Source organism: Terrabacter sp. RAF57 (assembly GCF_052113925.1).
Lineage (GTDB): Bacteria > Actinomycetota > Actinomycetes > Actinomycetales > Dermatophilaceae > Terrabacter.
The window spans coordinates 570,535-590,746 of sequence record NZ_JBFRDT010000002.1; the positions used below are offsets into that span (position 1 = coordinate 570,535).

A 20,212-nucleotide genomic window follows, 5' to 3' on the forward strand; every position below is an offset into this window, starting at 1 on the left:
CCGCACCGCGGGGCACCGACGGCGTTCACGTGCCGGGCGTGGCCGGTCTCTCGAACGCGCAGGCGAGCTCGATGAGCAGCCGGCTCCCGAAGCCGGTGGCGCCCTTGTTGCGCCAGCCCCTCGCCTCCGGCAGCTGTGCCGTGCCCGCGATGTCGATGTGGGCCCACGGCTTGTCGCCGACGAACTCCTCGAGGAAGAGGGCCGCCGTGATCTGGCCGGCGTTCGGGCCGCCGAGGTTGGTCATGTCGGCGATCGGCGAGTCGAGCTGCGACCGGTAGCGGCGATGCAGCGGCAGCGGCCAGACGGGCTCGTCGACCACCTCCCCCGCCGCCCGGACCTGGTCGACGAGCGCGTCCGAGTTGCCCATGACACCGGCGATGTCGACACCGAGCGCGCGCAGGCACGCACCGGTCAGGGTGGCGATGTCGACGATGGCGTCGACGTCGAGCTCGACGGCGAGGGCGAGCGCGTCCGCCATGACGAGACGTCCCTCGGCATCGGTGTTGAGCACCTCGACGGTCTTGCCGTTGCGCATCCGGAGCACGTCGCCGAGCTTGAGCGCCGAGCCGGAGGGCATGTTGTCGGTGCACATGAGGTAGCCGGTCACCTCGGTCTGGCAGCCGACGGCACGCAGCGCGGTCATGGCGGCGAGCACCGTGGCGGCACCGGTCATGTCGTTCTTCATCTGCGCGTGCGACTCGTCGCTCGGCTTGAGGCTGATGCCGCCGGAGTCGTACATGATGCCCTTGCCCACGAGGGCGAGGTGCCCGCGCGACTCGCCCTCCGGCACGTAGTGCAGACGCACCATGCGTGGCTCCTCGACACTGCCGAGGTTGACGCCGAGCAGCCCCCCGCACCCCAGCTCGACGAGCTCGTCCAGGCCGACGACGTCGACATCCAGTCCGGCGTCGGGGCCGAGATCCTGCGCCACCTCACCCATGCGGGTCGCGGTGAGCGCCGCGGCGGGACAGTTGGCGAGGTCGCGGCCGATCGCTGCCGCTCGCGCGAGCACCTCACCACGGCGGACGCCCTCGACGACGGCCTCGGAGTGCTCGGCGGGGGCGACGAGGACGAGCCGTTCGAGGACCGGTTCGTCGTCGGTCTCGCTGATCCGGAAGCGCCATCGGGCGAGGAGGACTCCCTCGGTGGCGGCGCGGGCGAAGTCGGCCGGCGACAGGCCGATCTCCCGGTCGGGCAGCTCGACCGCGAGGCGGGTGTGCAGGGGCACGGCCCGGGCGAACGTCGCGGCGAGGTCACGCACCGCAGCCTCGTCGACGTCGTCGACCGCCCCGATGCCGACGGCGACGAGGGCTCGGCCACCACTGGGGATCACGATCGTCTGCCCGCGCTTGCCGGTGAAGCCGGCGGCGGCGAGGGCGGCCGCGTCCTGCCCGAGGTCGGCCGGCGRCTCGGCGCCCTCCGCCACCGGCACCGCGACCGCCCCGACCTCGTCGGCTCCGGGCAGGTCGGCCACGACGTCGACCGTGACGGACGACCGGGTGGACGGGATGGGATCCAGAGTGCGCATCGCAGGAGTGCTCACGCCGACTCCTTCCGGAGACGATGGTCTTGGTCCTTCCGAGCATGGCCGCGCCGCCCCCGCGACCGATTCACCCGTCGGGGGTGACCGCACCACGCCCCCCGGCACGGACGATGGGGCGATGAGCCCCGCGACGACGAGCTTGGTGGTCCTCGCGGCAACCGTCGTCCTCTTCATCTGGAACCGCCTGCCGGTGGGCGGGGTGGCCGTCCTCACCTGCCTCGCGCTCTACGCGACGGGACTCGTCGACGCGGACACGGCCCTGTCCGGGTTCGGCGACCCGGTCGTCGTCTTCATCGCCTCCCTCTTCGTCGTCAGCGAGGCCATCGACTCGGCCGGTGTGACGACGTGGGCGGGCCAGCGGCTCATCGACGTCGTCGGTGACGGAGCGGTGCGCCTCATGGTCGCAGTGCTCGGTCTGTGTGCGGTCCTGACCGCCGTCATCACCCTCAACGGCTCGGTTGCCGCCCTCCTGCCCATGGTTCTCGTCCTCGCCACCCGGATCCGGCGGTCGCCCTCGCTCATGCTCATGCCGATGGCCTTCGCCGGGAGCGCCGGATCCCTCCTCGCCCTGACGGGCAGCCCGGTCAACGTCATCGTCTCCAACGCTGCCGTCGACGCCGGTGTCGAGCCGTTCGGCTTCTTCGACTTCGCCGTCGTCGGCCTGCCCCTCGTCATCGGCACCGTGACGCTGGGGGTCCTGCTCGGGCCACGGGTGCTGCCCCGCCGGTCCTCCTCCCAGCCGGTCCGTGACCTCGGTCGGCACGCGAGCCGGCTCGCCGCCTACTACGAGCTCCACGACGGCTTCTACCGCCTCCGGGTGCGCCGCGGGTCGGCCGTCGTCGGGGTGCCCGCGTCGAGACTCGACCTCACGGCATACCCGGGAGTGACCCTCATCGGCGTGCAGAGTGCCGGCGGTCACGCCGTGACGGGGGCGACCCCGGTGGGGGACGACGACGTCGTCGTCGTCAGCGGGGCGAGCGATGCCGTGAGCCGCCTCGTGCCCGAGCTGCGCCTCGCCGTCGCGATGCGACCGATCACGGTCGAGTCGGCCGGCATCATGAACCGCGAGGTGGGCGTGGCCGAGGTCGTCGTCCCGCCACGTTCGCCACTCGTCGGTGAGACGTCCTTCCCCGGCCAGATGCGTGGCAGCGACCTCGTCGTGCTCGGGATCCGCCGGCTCGGGAAGGACCTGGGTGCGACGCCGCACGAGCTGACCGCCGGGGACAGTCTCCTGCTGCACGGCACGTGGACGTCGATCGAGGAGCTCGTGCACGACCGTGACGTGCTGTTGGTCGACTCCCCGGATCTCGTTCGGCGACAAGCAGTTCCGCTCGGTCCACGGTCGGGCCGGGCGATCGCGGTCCTCCTCGTCATGGTCGTCCTGCTCGCACTGGGACTCGTGCCGCCGGCGATCGCGGGCCTCGCCGCGGCCACCGCGATGGTGCTGATGAGGGTCGTCAGCGTCAACCAGGCCTACCGCGCCGTCTCGTGGCAGACCGTCGTGCTCATCGGCGGCCTCATCCCGCTGTCGACCGCGATCGAGACGAGCGGCGCGGCCGATCTCGTGGCCAGGGGGCTCATCGACGTCGTGGGCGAGGGCCGGCCCTACCTCCTCCTCGTCGCGCTCTTCGCCCTCACCGCGGTGGTCGGGCAGGTCGTCAGCAACACCGCGACGGTGCTCATCGTCGTGCCGATCGCGGTCGCAGCGGCCCAGGAGACCGGCGTCTCGGTGCTCCCGGTCCTCATGCTCGTCGCGGTCGCCGGGGCCGCGTCGCTGCTCACCCCGATCGCGACGCCCGCCAACATGATGATCATGGGCCCGGGCGGCTACCGCTTCGGCGACTACTGGCGCCTCGGGCTGCCGCTCCTGCTCCTGTGGCTGGTCGTGGCCGTCACCGTCATTCCCCTCGTGTGGCGCTTCTGACGGCCGCCGCCTCGGCGACGTGGGCGCGCCGCCACCGCGTGACCGTCACGGCTCCGAGTGCGAGCGGAACGAGCATCCAGCACACGCGGAAGACGACGAGCCCGGCGACGGCCTTCGTCTCGAACGGTCCCTGCTCCAGGCCGAGGATGGCGATGACGGCGGCGTCGAGCACCCCGACGCCGCCGAAGGGCAGCGCCGTGAGGGGATAGCTGACAAGCAGGGCCACGACGATGGTCACGGTCGGGGCCACGAGCGCCGGCACGCCCGTGAAGCGCAGCGACAGCACGAGCAGCAGCGCCTCGCTGAGGACCAGCCCGACCTGACAGGCCATGGCCCGGCCCCAGCCGCGGCGCAGCACGTCGCCGGCCTGCCGGACGAACTCGGTGGCGCGGGTCGACCACGCCGCGGGATCGACCCGCGGGGTGACGCGCCTCAGCTGGTGGCCGACCCATCCAGCGGCACGCGCGGCGGGCCGCTCACCGCGCGACGCGATCACGAGCCCCGCGACGACGACGAGGCTGACCGCGCCGCTCGAGACAGCAGTCCAGACGTATGCCGGCTCGGCCTGTCCCGCGACCGCGGCCAGTCCCAGCCCGAGGACGGGCGCGCCGAAGCGCGCGACGTAGTAGGTCAGGGTGTTGAGCGAGATGCCGGCGAGGCCTTCGGCGGACGGGATCCCCCACGATCGGAGCATCGCGATGCGCAGCACGACGTCGCCCGGTGGGGGTGCGACCGTCGCGACGAGGTTGGCCGACAGGTCGTTCGACACGGCCCGACGCAGTCCGAGGGACGGCACGAAGACCGCGAGCGGGCCGGCGTTGAGACACTGGCGCAGCGCGACGACGCACAGCAACGCCACGAGCTGGACCGGAGCCAGGCCGGTGACGGCGTCCCACACGGCCGACCAGTTGACCCGTCGCACGACGCGGGAGAACCACCACAGCGCGACGAGCGTCAGGCCGATCCGCAGGGCACCGACGAGCAGCGCCCGTCGCCGCGTCGACCGTAGCGACCGCTCGGCTCGCGACGGCGGCTCCTGCGGCTGTCCGGCCCGCCATGGCGGGCCAACCGCAGAGTCCCCCACGGGCTCCTGGGTCACCGGCGCTAGTCCGGGAGGCGCCGCAGCTCGAGGAGCGTGAAGCCGAGATCCTGGAAGCGGTCGAGGATGCCGTGCAGGTGCGGTGCGTCGACGACGTCGCCGTACATGACCGAGCCCAACGCGCCGACCTGGACGGTCGACTCGTCAAGCTCCGGGAAGGCCGCGCGGGCGACCTCGGGGATCTGCTCGGCCAGGATGAACTCGTAGCGCACGCCGCCCCCTTCGCGGGTCGGACCGGATGCCGAAGGCTCTTGATCCGATCGTGCCGTTCCGGGTGCGTCGTGGCGTCACCCCGGGCGGGTGACCTCGACCTGCCGGCGACCTAGAGGAGCCCGAGGCGGCGCGCTGCGGCCACCGCGTCACGGCGCGACCCGACGCCGAGCTTCTGGAAGAGCGAGCGCATCTGCGTCTTGACGGTGTTGCGGCTCACGGCCCGCGCGTCGGCGATCTCGGCGACGGTGAGCAGCGACGGCAGCTCGCGGAGCAGGCTCAGCTCGCGGGCGCTGAGGGCGATGTCGAGCAGCGGCTCCGGCCGCAGGTCCGCAGCCTGACGGGAGTGCTCGCGCAGCTCGAGCGCGAACGGCTCGAGCTCGCCGAACCGGCCCGCACCGACGGCGAGGACCTCGGCGACCTCCGGCGCGACCTCGAGCACGGTCCGGAGCGCGTGCTGGGGAGCGGCTCGGGTGAGGGCGACGACGAGTCCCTCGTGCGCGACGGTCGCCTGGGCGTTGCGGTGGGCCACCACCGCCTTGACGAGGTGCGCCGTGACCGCCGCGCGCAGGGGCAGCATCGCCGGGTCGACCGCGAGCAGGGGCGCGACCGCCGATCTGGCAGCGGCGTCGTCGCCGTCCCACAGGTGGCGCACCCCCGACATGACGGCGACCTCGACCTCGCACCCGGGCAGCCCGGCACTCAGCTGCTCGACCTCGAGGGCGAGTCTCGGGAAGCCTGCGAGCAGCACGATCCGATGCGCCCGGGACAGCTCGCCCACGGCGAGGTCCGGGGTCATCGACAGTCGCGACACGTCCCTGGCTCCCGTCATGACCCGGGTGACCACGTCCTGCCGGGCACCGGGCTCGTCCGCGGCCTCCTCGAGATCGAGGTCGGCCTCGAGCATCCGCGCGAGCCGACCCAGCTGCTCGAGGCCGCGTGCCGCGGTCGTGTAGGCGTCGTCGCCGGACTCCCCGTCCCCGGGCACGGGCGCGAGCGCGGGCGCGGGCGCGGGCGCGGGCGCGGGCGCGGGCGCGGGCATCATCGACGAGACCTCGGCGATCAGCGCGAGGGCGGTCACGTTGCGGTCCCGCGCGGTCGCGATGTCGAGGACCTGATGGGCGCCCCACGCCGCGAAGACATGGGCGGGCAGCAGCCGGGGCGACCGAGCCCACGGCGTGCCTTGCGCCTCGGCGAGCACGCGCTCGGACCATGCCGTCATCTCGACGAGGTCCTCCTTGCCGGCCGCGACCGACGCGAGCCCGACCATGGCCTGAAGGGCGGACAGCAGGTGCCCGGCACGGCGGGCGGTCCCGAGGGCCGCACCGTAGGCCGTCTGGGCGTCGTCGAGACGTCCGGCGCCGAAGAGGACGCCACCGCTCGTCAGCTCGTCGAGCAGGTCGAGGTCGGCCCGGGCATGCTCATGGGGCAGGCGACCCATCTGCCGACTTCGCTCCGAGAGCCCCTCTCCCACAAGAGGGCTCGCGACGGGATCGTCGAGGGGAGGCACGACGTGGGCGCGTGCGGACCGGCTGCCCGACCACGTCCGGAAGGTGGAGGACAGCTCGGCGGCCAGCCCGTCGGCGACCCTCTCGTCGCCGCTGGGCTGGGCGCCGAGGCGCGCGGCCGGGTCAGCGACCGAGCGTCGGCCCACGTCGTCACCGACGAAGGAGAGCCAGCGGAGGCCGACCGCCAGCAGACGCTCGAGGGGCAGCGCACCGGGATCGTCGAGCCCGGTGCCGTCGGGCGGCGGCTCGACGTCGGCCTGGGCACCATCTGCCTCGCCCACGAGCCATGTGTCGGGCTGCGTCGCGAGGGACACGAGCTGGATCCGGGCGGCCTCCGGGTCCGACAGGTCGAGGCTCGCGAGGGCTGCGACCGCGGTCATGACGGGGTCACCGATCGGGACCGTGCGCACGGCGGCATCGATGTCGGCGGCCCGGCCGTCGAGCAGCAGGTGGAGCGCGTGGTGGTGGATCACGTCGCTCATGAGGTCGAGATCCCCCGCCGCCTCGGCGTGACGCAGCGCCTGTCCCGGGACGTCGTGGGCGGCATACCACCGTGCGGCGCGGGCGTGGACCTCCCGGGCACCTCGGAGGCTGCGGGACTCGAGCATCGCGCCGAGGTAGCTGCGCAGCAGCACGTGGTAGCGATAGGTCGGCGGCCCGACCCGGTCGGCGGTGACCATGGCGCTGTCCGACGAGAGCGCCTCGAGCAGCGCACCCGCGTCGTCGCGCCCGGTCACGGCGGCGGCGAGGTCGGGCGTGAGGTCCTCGAGGACCGAGGTCGAGACGAGGAAGTCACGCACCTCCTCGTCGAGGCTCGCCAGCACCTCCTCGACGAGGTAGCCCGACATCGCGCGATGGCTCCGTGCGAACTCGCGGAGGAAGGCGTCGGCGTCGCGACCGCGCGCCAGTGAGACGGCCGCCAGGGCCACCCCGGCCGCCCACCCCTCCGTGAGCTCCTGCAGGTGGCGCACCTGGCCGTCGTCGAGGGCGACGTCGTGCCGGGACAGCAGCTCACGGGTGTCGTCGACCGAGAAGCGCAGCTGGTGCTCGCGCACCTCGAGGAGCCGCTCCTCGAGCCGCAGGCGGGCCAGGTGCAGTCCCGGGTCGGCACGCGTGCCGACCACGACGTGCAGGTGCGCCGGGGCCCAGCGGACGATCAGCTCGACGAGCTCGACGCACCGCGGGTCGCGGACGAGGTGCAGGTCGTCGAGGACGAGCCACGTGTCCGCCGGAGCCTCACCCGCGAGCTGGACGAGACGGGACACGAACGCGTGCCCGACCCGGCTCGGGACGGTCTCCGCGTCGACGGCAGGGACGTCGGCGGCGACGGCCGCCCGGAGGGCGCCGAGCAGCGTCTCGCCCATGACCTGGGGGTCGTTGTCCTCACGGTCGAGGGAGGCCCAGCCGACGAGGTCGCCGCGCTGCTCCAACGCGCCCGACCAGTCGGCGAGCAACGTCGTCTTGCCCGTGCCGACGGAGCCGGCGACGAGCACGACCGTGCCGCTGGCACGCTCGGTCGCCGAGTCCAGCGGGAGCGGCGGCGGGATCGTGGCACGTCGCACCGTGCGAACCGTGAGGCCGGGCGGTCGGTGCTTGGGCGCGCGGCGGAGGGCGGCGGAGCCGCGCCCGTCGATGTGGCCGTCGGTCGTGCGCGCAGTCCCCGAGTGCACGGCGTCAGCCCTGGCCGGAGGACGCTGGAGGTCGCCCGGAGGTCTCCGGGGGGTCGGTGGCCTGTCGGTGGGAGGGAGGACGTGCTGGGAGGGTCATCACGGTGCACTTTCGTGAGGGGTCACGCCTGCGACACGTTCGGGCCGACCGCTCGACCGCCGGCTACCGCGGTGACCGGCCGCTCGGCCCGGCTTCACCGTACCCCTGCCCACAGCCGTCGTTCAGGATTCAGGCGTTTGCTCGTGGGTGCGTCCACCGGTTGACCACCGGCTGCCGGGCCGTGCGGCCGGGACGCACCCACCGGGAGCAGACTGCCCTCGGTGGCGCGGGCGGTGCAGAGTGGAGACCTCACAGGGGTGAGCAGATGTCCATGAGTGCGGAGTGCGAGAACGGCTGGCACAAGAGGTGCCCGGCGAACGGAACGGTGGACCACACCTGCTCGTGCGCGTGTCACTGGGACGACGACGACGAGCCGCGCGACTGACGCGCCGTCGTCACAGTGGAGACGTCGGTCAGGCCGTCACGGCGACACCCGCGGCGACGGCTGAGACCGCAGCCATCAACGAGAAGAGGGCGGCATACCCGCCGAGCGGTCCGGCGAGGGCGGCTCCGACCCACGGAGCCAGCGCCCCGGCGATGGTGACGGGGGCGGCCAGGGTCGCGGTCAGACGTCCGTAGGCGTGGGTGCCCCAGCGGTCCGTGACGGCGGTCGCCTGCAGGAGGGTGAGGTTGCCGCGGACCATTCCGGCGCCCATCGCCACGACGGTGACGAGCCAGATCGGCCCGGCGAGGGATGCGAGGAGCGCGGTCGTCACGCCCCCGGCGAGGACGAGGACTGCGGTGCGCGTCCGGGCGCTGGTCCGTGCCGCAAGAGTCGTGTAGAGCAGGCGGCCCATGGTCTGGCCGAGGCCTCCGAGACCGAGTGCCCATGCGGCCTGGGACGTGGAGGCGCCGCGTTCGGTGAGCAGCGGGATGAGCCCGAACACGACGGCATACATCGCGAAGCCGGACAGGGTCAGCGCGACGGCCAGCTGGAGGAAGCGCCTGCTCGTCGTGATGGCGCGAGCACTGGGTGCCGCGAAGGCGATCGGCTCCGACGTCTGGTCGGGAGGGTGCGGCGGCCACGGGCCCCGGAGACCCACGGCGTGCAGCGGTGCAGCGATGACCAGGACGACACCGGCAAGCACGAGGGTGGCGTGACGCCACCCGAGGTGGTCCGTGAGTGTTGCCGTGATCGGGGCGAACACGGTGCTGGCGAGGCCGCCCGCGAGGGTGAGGATGGTCAGGGCCCGGACCCGGTCACGGCCGTACCAGCGTGTGAGGGCGGCGAAGGCAGGCTGGTAGAAGGTCGCTGCCATCGCGACACCGGTCAGCATCCATCCGACCGTGAACACCGGCAGGTTCGGGGCGACGGCGATGGCGGCGAACCCGGCCGCGCCGAGCACGGAGCCTGCCGTCATGAGCCGGCGGGGTCCGGCTGCGTCGATGAGGCGTCCGACCGGTAGGCCGACGAGGGCCGAGACCACGAGCGCGGCGGAGAAGGCTGCCGTCGTGGTCGTGGCGGGCCATCCGGTCTCGCGAGTGAGGGCGGGCAGCATGACGGGGAAGGCGTAGTAGAGCACGCCCCAGCCGACGACCTGGGTGACGCACAGCGCCGGGAGCGCCCAGCGGGGACGGTGCGGAGGGCCCGAGGGCGTGGCGACGTGGACGGCGTCGTCGGCGTGGGCCCCCGACGACACCGCGCTCACAGCGCTCACCGCGCTCACCGCGCTCACCGCGCTCACCGCGCTCACCTCGACGCCGTGGCCGGCGAGAGGCTTCAGCATCCGGTGGGTCCGCACGCTCCCCCGCTGCCCGACGGGGCGCCGATCTGGACGAGCTGCGGCACAGCGGGGGCGCAGCAGCCGCCGACGGCTTCCTCGCCGTCGGCGCCTGCCGTGGCGGCGGCCGGCTCGTCGAACAGCCCCGCCCCGCCACAGACCCCGGTCTCCGGGAGCGCCAGCTCGACCCGGGAGGCCGCCTCGTGATCACCGGCCAGCGCAGCCGCCACGGAGCGGACCTGCTCGTAACCGGTGAGCGCCAGGAACGTCGGCGCACGGCCGTACGCCTTCATCCCGACGACGTAGACCCCTTGCTCGTCATGGGCCAGCTCGCCGGCACCGTGCGGGTAGACGGTGCCGCACGAGTGGACGTTGGGGTCGATGAGCGGCGCGAGTCCGCGTGGCGCCTCGAGCCGGTCGTCCAGGCGCAGGCGCAGCTCCGACATGATCGAGTGGTCCGGACGGAACCCGGTGAGTCCGACGACCTCGTCGAGGCCGTCGACGCGGCGCCCGTCCTCGCTGACCAGCGCCAAGGCACCGCCGGCGACGTGCTCGAGGGCCTGCGTCCGGAAGCCGGTGACGACCTCGATGTGCCCGGTCGCGACAGCGTCGCGCGCGCGCAGGCCGAGGGCGCCTCGAGCCGGCAGCTGGTCCGCGTCCCCACCGCCGTAGGCGCTGCCGACGGCCCCTCGGCGCAGGACCCAGACGGCCGTCGTCCCGGGCGCCTTCTCGGCGAGCGTGGCCAGGGCGACCAGGGCCGTCAGGGCGGAGTGGCCCGACCCGACGACTGCCGTGCGCCGTCCCCCGAAACGCGCCACGTCGTCTGCGGTGCTGACGTCGGGGACGCGGTAGGAGACGTGGGCTGCGACGGCGGCCTCGTGCTCTCCGTCTGCCGGGTAGCCGTCGCTGCCGAGCGGGTTGGGGCTCGTCCACGTACCGGAGGCGTCGACGACGGCGTCGGCTGTGACCCGGCCCGTGCGCCCGTCCTCGTGACGCACGTGGACCGTGAACGGCTGGTCCTCGCGACCGGAGTCGACGACCCGGTCCCGACCCTGCCGGGCGACTCCGGTCACCGTGGTCTCGTAGCGGATCCGGTCACCGAGGGCCTCGGCCAGCGGCTGGAGGTACTCCTGCGCCCACTCGGCGCCGGTCGGACAGCGGTTCGGGTCGGGCTCGACCCAGCCCCGGCCGGCCAGCAGTCGCCGGGCGGCCGGGTCGATGAGCTCGGACCAGCGGGAGAAGAGCCGCACGTGACCCCATGACGCCACCGAGGCGCCCGCGCGGTCTCCGCGCTCGAACACGACCGGCTCGAGCGCTCGCTCGAGAAGGTGCGCTGCGGCGGCCAGACCGATCGGGCCGGCGCCGATGACGGCGACCGTCGCGCCGACCGGGGACGAGGCGCCGGCGGTGTCGGTGGGTGCGTGCGCGGTGCTGGTCACGGGACGGCCTCCGGTTCGGTAGATGACGTCCCGAGCTGAGCGGGACCCACGCTGTTTCGATGGTTGTCGATGTCGACATCGCCCATCTTGCAACCGGCATAGACAGATGTCAACATAGACGTATGTCAAATCCGCTGCCCGTCCTCGACGTCACCGCGACAGCCTGCTGCGCGCCGCTGACCCGTTCCCCGATCGGAGAGTCGGATGCGGAGCGCGTGGCTGCGATGTTCAAGGCCCTGGGCGACCCGGTGCGTCTGAGGCTCTTCTCCAACGTCGCCTCGGCCGAGGGCGGCGAGGCCTGCGTCTGCGACATCCAGGATGTCGGCGTCTCCCAGCCGACGGTGTCGCACCACCTCAAGAAGCTGCGCGAGGCGGGCCTGCTCGAGTCAGAGCGACGGGGCAGCTGGGTCTACTACCGCCTCGCCCCGTCGGCGCTCAGGGTCATGTCGGACCTGCTCTCACCGGTCAACACCTGATCCGACCCGGGGCGCTCGATGACCCTCCGGTCGCGCACGGGCACCGCTACCCGTCGATCGTGAGCTGCTTCCGGTGGAAGTCGTAGTGCTGCATGCCGTACGCGTACACGTCGGCCAGCGTCATCGTGTCCCGGAAGAAGGGATCCCATCCGAGCGGGAAGTGCATCCGCCTGCCGAGCGCTTCGGCTGACTCGGCGTCGAGCCGGCGGTGCAGTCGCGCGATGGTGTGGTCGAGCCGGCGGGTCAACCGTGGGCCGCGGAAGACGAGCGCGCCACCGACAGACCCGAGGTAGTTGACGGAGTGGAACGGTCGGGTCCCCGCGTCGAGCACCGCTGCGAAGGCCCGGCTCAAGCCGTCCGGCAGCCGGCCGAAAAGCCTGACCAGCGGGAGCAGCCTGGACACGATGAGGAACCCGAAGACCATGTGCCACAACAGCTGCCCGTTGGTCCAACGGGTTCCGTTGCTGCGCCGTCGGAGCTCCCGGGCGCCCGCGGCGGCGACGATCTGGTGAAGGTCGGCGCGGACTCTCTCCAGATCATCGTGGAGGCGTTGCCGATCGACGGACGCCACGGTGGCCATGCCCCAGTGTCCCGCGACGATCGCCGCCGCGCGGCGAATCCCTCCCGATGCGCGGCGCACCGATCAGTGGATGCGAGCGGCGTCAGGCGTTGACGGCGGTGACGTCGAGCGACTCCAGCAGGCCGAGGATGCGCTGCCTGATCTCGTCGCGGATCGGGCGCACCGCCTCGACGCCCTTGCCCGCCGGGTCGGCGAGCTCCCAGTCCTCGTAGCGCTTGCCGGGGAAGATCGGGCACGTGTCGCCGCACCCCATGGTGACGACGACGTCGGACTCCTTGACCGCCTCGGTCGTGAGGATCTTGGGGGTCTCGGCGGTGATGTCGATGCCCTCCTCCGCCATGGCCGCGACGGCGGAGGGGTTGACCTCGTCGGCGGGCGCAGATCCGGCGGAGCGCACCTCGACGGCACCGCCGGAGAGGTGGGCGAGGTAGGCGGCGGCCATCTGGGAGCGGCCGGCGTTGTGGATGCAGACGAAGAGGACGGAGGGCTTGTCGGTCATGGGTGCTCCTGGGTCGATGGTTGAGGAGGGTCGGCTTCCGAGGTCGTGCAGCAGCCGGGTGACGCGGCCCGAGTGTCAGTACGCATCGACCGACGTGTCTTCCGTGAAGGCACGGGTGAGCTCGGACAGCGCTGCGGCGCCGACGGGTTCGCGGGCCAGCAGCGGCAGGACGGCCACGCGACGGCAGAGCCCCTTCACGCGGGTCAGCGGCTCCGCCTCGGCGTGGGCGCGGGCCCGCAGGAACGGCGAGCTCGGCGCTGCTGCGGTCAGGCTGCCGTTGACGACCCACGCCCACGGCGTGATGCCGGCCCGGGCGAGGTCGCCCTGCAGCTCCTCGGCCTCGAGGACGGGGGTCGTCTCGGGAAGGGTGACGATGACGACCCTGGTCTGCGCCGGGTCCTGCAGCCGCATGAGCGGGGTCACGAAGTGTGCACCCTCGCTCATCTGACGGGTGATCTCACGGTGGTACGAACCGGTCGCGTCGAGCAGGAGCAGGGTGTGCCCGGTCGGCGCCGTGTCGAGGACGACGAACTGCTTCCGGGCCCGGAAGACGACGTGGGAGAACTGCTGGAAGACGGCGACCTCGTCGGTGCACGGCGACTTGAGGTCCTCGGCGAGGACGGCCCGGCCGGCGTCGTCCAGAGCCTTGCCCTTGCCGGCCATGACCCGCTCGCGGTACCCCGTGATCGCCACCTGGGGGTCGATGCGCTCGACGGTGAGGTGCGGGGCCTCGGCCTGCAGGGTCTCGTTGAGGTGTGCCGCCGGGTCGGTGGTCGTGAGCAGCGTCTCGTGGCCTCGGGAGGCGAGCTCGAGCGCGATGGCCGCAGCGACCGTGGTCTTGCCGACCCCGCCCTTGCCCATGCACATGACGAGTCCGTGCCCGCCGGCCTCCAGCTCGTCGACGAGACCACCCAGATCCGTGAATCCGTCCGGGAGCGTGGCGATCTCGGCGGCAGGTTCCGGTAGCGACGGGACCTCCGGACCGAGCAGCGCCCGGAGGGCGGGCACGCCGACGGTGTTGACGGCCAGCAGCGGCAGGGTGGTCCGGGGTAGGGCGGCCAGGACCCCGGGGACGGCGTCGAGGGCGGCGTCCTCACGCGCGCCGACCGCGTGGGCCAGCTCGTCCCCGGGCGTGCTCGTGACGGCATACGCCGGCAGGACGCCGTTGACGACGAGGTGGGCGTTCGTCATGCCCGGCTCGCGCAGCTCGCCGTACGTCCTCGCGGCCTCACGGAGCGAGGACCCTTGCGGTCGGGTGACGAGGACGAGTCGGGTACGCGTCGGGTCCGTCAGCGCGGCCAGGGCGCCCGCGTAGTCGTGGCGCAGCCGGTCAAGGCCCGCCACCGGCCCGAGGCACGACACGTCGCCCTTGCCGTCGGAGAGGTAGGTGGTCCACTCCCCCGGCAGCTGGAGCAGGCGGACGGTGTGGCCCGTCGGCGCGGTGTCGAACAGGACGTGGTCGTAGGCCGCCGTCGCGGTCCCGTCGGCCAGCAGCGACGTGAACTCGTTGAAGGAGGCGATCTCGGTCGTGCACGCCCCGGACAGCTGCTCCGTCATCGCGGAGACCTCCGCCGCCGGCAGGAGGTCGCGGACCGGGTCGATGATCGTGGCACGGTAGGCGTCAGCCGCCTGCTGCGGGTCGATCTCGAGGGCATCGAGGCCGGGGACGGTCGGCACCGGCGTGATGGTGTTGCCGACGCTGACCCCGAAGACCTGCCCGACGTTCGAGGCGGGGTCGGTGCTCGTCAGCAGGATCCGCCGGCCCTGCCCCGCGAGGCGTACCGCGGTCGCGCAGGCCAGCGAGGTCTTGCCGACGCCGCCCTTGCCGGTGAAGAAGAGGAACCGCGGCAGGTCGTCGAGAAACGGCACGCGCTGCATCAGCACGGTGCCGGCTCCTGGACCCCGAGGTCAGGCACGGCGGGACCCGGCGGCCTGCGACTCGAGGGGCACGCCGGGACCACCGGATCGAGCAGTGAACCGCTTGCGCAGCGCCAGACTCACGTAGACGAGCGCGACGAGGGCCGGCACCTCGATGAGGGGACCGACGACGCCGGCGAGAGCCTGTCCGGAGGCCGCGCCGAAGGTGGCGATGGCCACCGCGATCGCGAGCTCGAAGTTGTTGCCCGCCGCCGTGAAGGCGAGGGTCGCCGTGCGCTCGTAGCCGAGTCCGAGACCCGCTCCGAGCCCGAACCCGCCGCCCCACATGAGGGCGAAGTAGACGAGCAGCGGGAGCGCGATGCGCACGACGTCGAGCGGCCGCGAGGTGATGGCCTCGCCCTGGAGCGCGAAGAGGATGACGATCGTGAAGAGCAGGCCGTACAGCGCCCAGGGAGCGACCCTCGGGATGAACTTCGTCTCGTACCAGTCCCGCCCGCGACGCTTCTCTCCGATGCGGCGGGACAGGAAACCGGCCAGCAGCGGGATGCCGAGGAAGATGAGCACGGACCGGGCGATGTCCCACGTCGACGCGTCGATGCCGGTCTGCTCGAGGCCGAGCCACCCGGGCAGGACGGAGAGGTAGAACCACCCGAGCCCGGCGAAGGCGACGACCTGGAAGACGGAGTTGATCGCCACGAGCACCGCGGCCGCCTCCCGGTCCCCGCACGCGAGGTCGTTCCAGATGATGACCATGGCGATGCAACGAGCGAGCCCGACGACGATCAGGCCGGTGCGGTAGGCGGGCAGGTCGGGCAGGAAGATCCACGCCAGGGCGAACATCAGGGCCGGCCCGAGGACCCAGTTGAGCAGCAGCGAGCTGAGCAGGAGGCGCGTGTCGCCGGTCACCGAGTCGAGCCGGTCGTAGCGGACCTTGGCGAGGACGGGATACATCATCACGAGCAGACCGAGGGCGATGGGCAGCGAGACGCCGTCGACCTCCACGCGCGCCAGGCCGTCGCCGAGCCCGGTCACGAGACGCCCGAGCAGCAGGCCGGTCAGCATGGCGAGCCCGATCCACACCGGCAGGAACCGGTCGAGGGTCGAGAGCCGTGCGGCGACCGGATCGTGGGCGGAGGATGCCCGGCGTGCAGAGTGGCTGGTCGGGTCGGTCACCGGTGTCCTTCGAACGCTGGGTCGTGGTCGCTGGCCTGCATCGACCACGGTCGATCCGTCAACGTTGGCAGCCGCATCGGCATGTGTCAATATGGACCATCGTCGATGTCGGTGAACGGAAGGTGAACCCGTGAGCGTGACCACGCTGAGCACGACCCCCCAGGAGGTCTCCGCCTGTGGCACCTCCCCCGTCGACGTCCTCGACCGCGCGGAGGCCGACCGCCGGGCCGCGCTGCTCAAGGCCCTCGCCGACCCCGTGCGCCTCCAGCTGCTCAGCATCATCAGCGCCGCCCCCGGCCGCGAGGCCTGCGTGTGCGACATGACCGAGGCCGTGCAGGTCTCCCAGCCGACCGTCAGCCACCACCTCAAGACCCTCGTCGACGCGGGCATCCTCACCCGCGAGCGCCGGGGCAGCTGGGCATGGTTCCGGCTCGACGTCGAGCAGCTCGCTGCCGTGCGCGGCTTCCTGGCCTAGCGCGACGGGTCGAGCGTCACATCTCCTCGTGCGTGTCCGGGTCGCCCCCGAAGAGGCGCCCGTCCGCGCGCGCGAGTGCCGAGATCGCGGTGACCTCGGCCTGGGACAGCTCGAAGCCGAAGACGTCGAGGTTGGCGCGCTGCCGCTGGGCGTCCGACGACTTCGGCAGCGGCACGACGCCGAGCTGCACGTGCCAGCGCAGGATCGCCTGGGCCGGAGTGACGCCGTGCGCCTCCGCGGCAGCAGCCACCGGGTCGGCGCCGAAGGGGGCGTTCCGCTTGCCGAGCGGGCTCCACGCCTCGGTGACGATCCCGAGCCGCTCGTGGACCGCTCGCAGACGCTCCTGCGGGAAGAGCGGGTGCAGCTCGACCTGGTTGAGCACCGGCGTGACACCCGTCGCCTCGATGACGTCGGCGAGATGCTGCTCGGTGAAGTTGCTGACACCGACGGACCGCACGAGGCCTCGCTCGCGGCACTCGAGGAGAGCGCGGTACGCGTCGCCGTAGAGCCCGACGCTCGGGTTGGGCCAGTGGATGACGGCGACGTCCACCTGCTCGAGGCCGAGGCGCTCGAGCGACCCCTCGACGGAGGCGATGGCACGGTCGTACGCGTGGTCGCGCCCCGGCACCTTCGTCTGGACGACGATCTCGTCGCGGGGCACCCCCGACCGGCGGATGGCCTCGCCGACCTCCGCCTCGTTGCCGTAGTTGACCGCCGTGTCGAGCAGACGGTAGCCGGCCTCGAGCGCCGACACGATGGCGCGTATGCCGTCCTCGCCCGTGAGCGGGTACGTGCCGAAGCCGGTGGCGGGGAGGGTCGTGCCGTCGCCGAGGGTGCGTGTCGGAACCTGGGTCATGGGTCCAACCTAGGCACTCGGCGACCCCGGGGCGAGGGTCGGCCGACCGGTGGGAGAGATCCGTCGGGAGTCAGCGGTCGAGCAGGGACGCCGTCCTCCTGGCGGCGAGCTCCGTGGCGCGCCGGGGTGCGAGTCGGGTCAGCCGGTCGAGCATCCGCGCGTCCCTGCCGATGACGACGCGGAAGCGCCCCTCCTCGACCCCGCCGACGATGATCCGGCGGGCCACCTCGGCCGGTGACGTCATCGACGTCGGGGTGTCCTCGTCCGCGGAGGCGACGTCCGGCATCGGCACTGCGCTGTGCCCGCCGATGTCGGAGGCGACCCCACCCGGGAAGACGCACGTCACCGCCACCGACGTGCCGCGCTGCTCGGCCCAGAGCCCTTCGGTGAGGAGCATGACGGCGGCCTTGCTCGCGCCGTAGACCGCCTGGCCCGGCACCGGTGCGAAGGCGCCCATGCTCGAGACGTTGACGACGCATGCCTGCGGACGGGTCACGAGGTGCGGGAGGAACGCCTTGACGGTGTGGACGACGCCCCAGAAGTTGACCGCCATGACCTCCTCCATCGTGGCGAGGTCGAGCTCGGAGAAGGGCAGGAAAGGCGGGATGACGCCCGCGACGTTGATCAGCCCGTCGACCCGGTCGTACTCGTCGATGACTGCGACCGCGAGCGCCTCGACGGCGGCACGGTCGGTCACGTCGACGACGTGGGTGCTCAGCCGGTCACCACCCCGGGCCGCTTCCACGGTCTCGGCGAGCCCGTCGGCGCGCAGGTCGACGGCCGCGACGCGCGCCCCGCGAGCGAGCAGACCCAGCACGACCTCGCGACCGACGCCGTTGCCACCTCCGGTCACGACGAAGACCCTTCCCTCGACCTGCATGACCCTCACCCCTCCGGCCACGCGCCGGTGGCCCACTCACCCGGCCGACCGCCGGCGGCGCCTCGGTCCGGTCCCCTTCGATCCTCCTCCACGCCCCGCCTCTCGGCGGGCAACTGTGACGCACCCGCGCCCACCACCCCGAATGGCTGGGGCGGGACGCCGTGAAGCCGGGCGTCGACACCCGAACTCGAGCGCCGCGAGCACGGCGCCGACGAGGAGCAGCCGACCGCGGCGCTCAGTCGGTCGGGCGCGGGCGGCGCTGGGCGAGGTACTCGGGCGGCATACCGGGGCCCGGCGCCACCGTGATCTCGGCGGCGTCGACGGGACCGCACGTCGCGCACACGAGGACCTCGGCGACCGCGTCGCCGCACGTGCGGTGGCGGTAGAGGATCGGTGGCCCGTCGGGAGCGGCCCAGCGGTCGCCCCAGCGCGTCAGCGCGACGAGGGCTGGCGCCAGGTCCCGGCCCTTGTCGGTGAGGACGTACTCGAACTGTTCGGGGCGTTCGGAGTAGCGACGGCGCTCCATGATGCCGGCCTCGACGAACGCCTCGAGGCGCGCCCCCAGGACGTTGGTGGCGATGCCGAGGTTGTGCTGGAAGTCGCCGAAGCGGGTCACGCCGGCGAACAGCGCGTCGCGGACGATGAGCAGGCTCCAGCGCTCACCCACCACCTCGAGGGCGCGGGCGATGGAGCACACCTGCTGGTCATACGTCCGTCCGAGCACGCACCCATCCTACCCAGGTGCTTGCATCATGAAAGCGTCTGGTCCTATCGTCACTTGCATGATGCAAGTGGTCGTCATCGCCCGATGACGACGCCGATGGATGGGAGCAGGACCATGAGCACCGACCTCACGTTGTCGTTCACCGTCGACCAGAGTCCCGAGGAGGCCTTCGCTGCGATCACCGACGTCCGCGCCTGGTGGTCGGGCACGATCGAGGGGCCCACCGACCGGCTCGGGGCGGAGTTCTCCTACTCCGTGCCCGACATCCACCGGTCGACCTTCCGGATCACCGAGCTCGAGCCGGCCCGCAGGGTCAGCTGGCTCGTGCTCGACGCGTGGCTCTCGTTCACCGAGGACCCCGAGGAGTGGGCCGGCACGACGGTCACCTTCGACCTCTCCGAGGTCGAGGGCCGGACCCTCGTCCGCTTCACGCACGTCGGGCTCTCGACCGAGCAGGAGTGCTACGAGGTGTGTCACACGGCCTGGGGCCAGTACGTCCTCGGCAGCCTGCGCTCGCTCATCGAGTCCGGGGCCGGACGGCCGAACTCGTTCGAGGGGCAGGCCGAGCTCGAGGCCGCGCTCGCCGGCACGGTCCCCCTTCCTCGCTGAAACCCACCCACGACACGCCGGTCCGCTCCCCCACCGGGAGCGGGCTGGGGCGTGCCGGCGGAGGCGGGCCGCTCGCCCCTGGAGGATGATCGGGAGCGACCCCGGCTACCCAGCGGGGTTGTCGACGACGAGGAGGGCGACCCACCCATGCCGCAGGACCGCGGACGCTTCCCACGATCCGTCTTCGAGCACGGCGAGGACCCCGATCCCCGCTTCAGCCTCGCCAACGAGCGCACCTTCCTCGCCTGGATCCGGACCGGACTGGCCTTCGTCGCGGCCGGGCTCGCCGTCGAGGCCCTGCAGGTGCCGCTCACCGAGTGGCTGCGGGTGACCATCTCGCTCCTGCTCGTCCTCGCCGGGATCGCCGCCACGGCGCAGGCGTGGCTCTCGTGGGTGCGCACCGAACGCGCCATGCGCCGACTCGCCCCACTGCCCTCGTCGGGCCTCAAGCTGCCCATCGCCCTGCTGCTCGGGCTCGTCGCGCTCGCCGTCGTCGTGGGCCTGCTGCTGTGACCTCCCCGGCCGACCCCGGGCTGCAGGCCGAGCGCACCTCGCTCGCGTGGCGTCGCACGGCGCTCTCGGTGGCCGTCGGCTCGCTCGTCGCGCTGCGCGTGCTCCCACCACAGCTCGGCCCGCTCGGGTATGCCGTCGCGATCCTCGGCCTGGTGTGGAGCCTCGACCTGGCGCTGACGGCACGACGCCGCTACCGCGACGGCAGCCGCCTCGTGCGCACCAACGACGACCCGGACGGTCGCGCGGTCGCCGCGGCGACCCTGGCGAGGACGGCCGTGGTCGCCGGGGTCCTCGCGGTCGCGGCCCTCGTCCTCGTCGTCGTCATCGCGAGCCGCTGA

Annotated in this window: 19 protein-coding genes; 6 read left to right on the forward strand and 13 right to left on the reverse strand. The window is 72.7% G+C overall.

Annotated elements, in window-relative coordinates:
- Positions 1–25: 25 nt before the first annotated feature.
- Positions 26–1,543: a leucyl aminopeptidase family protein gene (locus AB4Y83_RS04550; protein ID WP_442296134.1), complete on the reverse strand. Its 1,518-nt coding sequence runs from the start codon at positions 1,541–1,543 to the stop codon at positions 26–28.
- Between the two features lie 118 nt (positions 1,544–1,661).
- On the opposite strand from AB4Y83_RS04550, the gene AB4Y83_RS04555 reads away from it, so the two are divergent.
- A complete protein-coding gene (locus tag AB4Y83_RS04555) occupies positions 1,662–3,467 on the forward strand; it encodes an SLC13 family permease (protein ID WP_442296135.1) in 1,806 nt (601 codons plus the stop codon).
- Here the strand turns inward: AB4Y83_RS04555 and AB4Y83_RS04560 are convergent.
- From AB4Y83_RS04560 to AB4Y83_RS04580, 5 genes are all read right to left on the reverse strand, one after another.
- Positions 3,442–4,566 carry a lysylphosphatidylglycerol synthase transmembrane domain-containing protein gene (locus AB4Y83_RS04560; protein ID WP_442275280.1) on the reverse strand — a complete coding sequence of 375 codons (1,125 nt, stop codon included), beginning with the start codon at positions 4,564–4,566 and terminating at the stop codon, positions 3,442–3,444. The two genes, AB4Y83_RS04555 and AB4Y83_RS04560, sit on opposite strands and share 26 nt — an antisense overlap.
- A 5-nt stretch (positions 4,567–4,571) precedes the next feature.
- Positions 4,572–4,778 carry a hypothetical protein gene (locus AB4Y83_RS04565; RefSeq protein ID WP_056771338.1) on the reverse strand — a complete coding sequence of 69 codons (207 nt, stop codon included), beginning with the start codon at positions 4,776–4,778 and terminating at the stop codon, positions 4,572–4,574.
- 110 nt (positions 4,779–4,888) lie between these two features.
- Complete coding sequence (locus tag AB4Y83_RS04570; RefSeq protein ID WP_442296136.1) at positions 4,889–7,954, reverse strand: LuxR C-terminal-related transcriptional regulator; 3,066 nt, start codon at positions 7,952–7,954, stop codon at positions 4,889–4,891.
- A 510-nt stretch (positions 7,955–8,464) separates the two neighbouring features.
- Positions 8,465–9,778 carry an MFS transporter gene (locus AB4Y83_RS04575; protein WP_442296137.1) on the reverse strand — a complete coding sequence of 438 codons (1,314 nt, stop codon included), beginning with the start codon at positions 9,776–9,778 and terminating at the stop codon, positions 8,465–8,467.
- On the reverse strand, positions 9,772–11,211 hold the full coding sequence (locus tag AB4Y83_RS04580; RefSeq protein WP_442296138.1) for an FAD-dependent oxidoreductase: 1,440 nt from the start codon (positions 11,209–11,211) through the stop codon (positions 9,772–9,774). Before AB4Y83_RS04580 ends, AB4Y83_RS04575 begins: the two co-directional genes overlap by 7 nt.
- Before the next feature lie 122 nt (positions 11,212–11,333).
- Between AB4Y83_RS04580 and AB4Y83_RS04585 the strand changes: the two genes are divergently transcribed.
- The gene (locus AB4Y83_RS04585; protein ID WP_442275284.1) at positions 11,334–11,687 is read left to right on the forward strand and encodes an ArsR/SmtB family transcription factor; all 354 of its coding nucleotides are present in this window, start codon (positions 11,334–11,336) and stop codon (positions 11,685–11,687) included.
- A gap of 46 nt (positions 11,688–11,733) precedes the next feature.
- Here the strand turns inward: AB4Y83_RS04585 and AB4Y83_RS04590 are convergent, their stop codons facing one another.
- From AB4Y83_RS04590 to arsB, 4 genes are all read right to left on the reverse strand, one after another.
- Entirely contained in the window at positions 11,734–12,267 is a 534-nt protein-coding gene (locus AB4Y83_RS04590; RefSeq protein ID WP_442296139.1) for a DinB family protein, read from the reverse strand.
- A gap of 82 nt (positions 12,268–12,349) precedes the next feature.
- Complete coding sequence (locus AB4Y83_RS04595) at positions 12,350–12,766, reverse strand: arsenate reductase ArsC (RefSeq protein WP_442296140.1); 417 nt, start codon at positions 12,764–12,766, stop codon at positions 12,350–12,352.
- A gap of 75 nt (positions 12,767–12,841) precedes the next feature.
- Positions 12,842–14,644 carry an arsenical pump-driving ATPase gene (arsA, locus tag AB4Y83_RS04600; protein WP_442296197.1) on the reverse strand — a complete coding sequence of 601 codons (1,803 nt, stop codon included), beginning with the start codon at positions 14,642–14,644 and terminating at the stop codon, positions 12,842–12,844.
- 30 nt (positions 14,645–14,674) lie between these two features.
- On the reverse strand, positions 14,675–15,817 hold the full coding sequence (gene arsB, locus AB4Y83_RS04605; protein WP_442296141.1) for an ACR3 family arsenite efflux transporter: 1,143 nt from the start codon (positions 15,815–15,817) through the stop codon (positions 14,675–14,677).
- Between the two features lie 130 nt (positions 15,818–15,947).
- Here arsB and AB4Y83_RS04610 point away from each other — a divergent pair, with 130 nt between their 5' ends.
- Positions 15,948–16,292, forward strand: a complete 345-nt coding sequence (locus AB4Y83_RS04610) for an ArsR/SmtB family transcription factor (protein WP_442275288.1) — start codon at positions 15,948–15,950, stop codon at positions 16,290–16,292.
- A 16-nt stretch (positions 16,293–16,308) separates the two neighbouring features.
- Here the strand turns inward: AB4Y83_RS04610 and AB4Y83_RS04615 are convergent, their stop codons facing one another.
- The 3 genes from AB4Y83_RS04615 to AB4Y83_RS04625 form a co-directional block, all read right to left on the reverse strand.
- On the reverse strand, positions 16,309–17,148 hold the full coding sequence (locus AB4Y83_RS04615; protein WP_442275289.1) for an aldo/keto reductase: 840 nt from the start codon (positions 17,146–17,148) through the stop codon (positions 16,309–16,311).
- Between the two features lie 70 nt (positions 17,149–17,218).
- Positions 17,219–18,028, reverse strand: coding sequence for an SDR family NAD(P)-dependent oxidoreductase (locus AB4Y83_RS04620; RefSeq protein ID WP_442296142.1), 810 nt, complete (start codon positions 18,026–18,028; stop codon positions 17,219–17,221).
- Positions 18,029–18,263: 235 nt separating this feature from the next.
- Positions 18,264–18,752, reverse strand: a complete 489-nt coding sequence (locus tag AB4Y83_RS04625; RefSeq protein WP_442275291.1) for a winged helix-turn-helix transcriptional regulator — start codon at positions 18,750–18,752, stop codon at positions 18,264–18,266.
- 114 nt (positions 18,753–18,866) lie between these two features.
- Here AB4Y83_RS04625 and AB4Y83_RS04630 point away from each other — a divergent pair, with 114 nt between their 5' ends.
- From AB4Y83_RS04630 to AB4Y83_RS04640, 3 genes are all read left to right on the forward strand, one after another.
- A complete protein-coding gene (locus tag AB4Y83_RS04630; protein ID WP_442296143.1) occupies positions 18,867–19,361 on the forward strand; it encodes an SRPBCC family protein in 495 nt (164 codons plus the stop codon).
- Between the two features lie 147 nt (positions 19,362–19,508).
- On the forward strand, positions 19,509–19,874 hold the full coding sequence (locus AB4Y83_RS04635) for a YidH family protein (protein WP_056771370.1): 366 nt from the start codon (positions 19,509–19,511) through the stop codon (positions 19,872–19,874).
- On the forward strand, positions 19,871–20,212 hold the full coding sequence (locus AB4Y83_RS04640; RefSeq protein ID WP_442296144.1) for a DUF202 domain-containing protein: 342 nt from the start codon (positions 19,871–19,873) through the stop codon (positions 20,210–20,212). The genes AB4Y83_RS04635 and AB4Y83_RS04640 overlap by 4 nt, the downstream gene beginning before the upstream one ends.

Excerpts from the sequence above, each read along its gene's own strand:
- AB4Y83_RS04630 (WP_442296143.1), top strand. The coding sequence starts at position 18,867 with ATGAGCACCGACCTCACGTTGTCGTTCACCGTCGACCAGAGTCCCGAG.
- AB4Y83_RS04615 (WP_442275289.1), bottom strand. The coding sequence starts at position 17,148 with ATGACCCAGGTTCCGACACGCACCCTCGGCGACGGCACGACCCTCCCC.
- AB4Y83_RS04585 (WP_442275284.1), top strand. The coding sequence starts at position 11,334 with ATGTCAAATCCGCTGCCCGTCCTCGACGTCACCGCGACAGCCTGCTGC.
- arsA (WP_442296197.1), bottom strand. The coding sequence starts at position 14,644 with ATGCAGCGCGTGCCGTTTCTCGACGACCTGCCGCGGTTCCTCTTCTTC.
- AB4Y83_RS04575 (WP_442296137.1), bottom strand. The coding sequence starts at position 9,778 with ATGCTGAAGCCTCTCGCCGGCCACGGCGTCGAGGTGAGCGCGGTGAGC.
- AB4Y83_RS04620 (WP_442296142.1), bottom strand. The coding sequence starts at position 18,028 with ATGCAGGTCGAGGGAAGGGTCTTCGTCGTGACCGGAGGTGGCAACGGC.
- AB4Y83_RS04595 (WP_442296140.1), bottom strand. The coding sequence starts at position 12,766 with ATGACCGACAAGCCCTCCGTCCTCTTCGTCTGCATCCACAACGCCGGC.
- AB4Y83_RS04635 (WP_056771370.1), top strand. The coding sequence starts at position 19,509 with ATGCCGCAGGACCGCGGACGCTTCCCACGATCCGTCTTCGAGCACGGC.
- AB4Y83_RS04555 (WP_442296135.1), top strand. The coding sequence starts at position 1,662 with ATGAGCCCCGCGACGACGAGCTTGGTGGTCCTCGCGGCAACCGTCGTC.
- AB4Y83_RS04590 (WP_442296139.1), bottom strand. The coding sequence starts at position 12,267 with ATGGCCACCGTGGCGTCCGTCGATCGGCAACGCCTCCACGATGATCTG.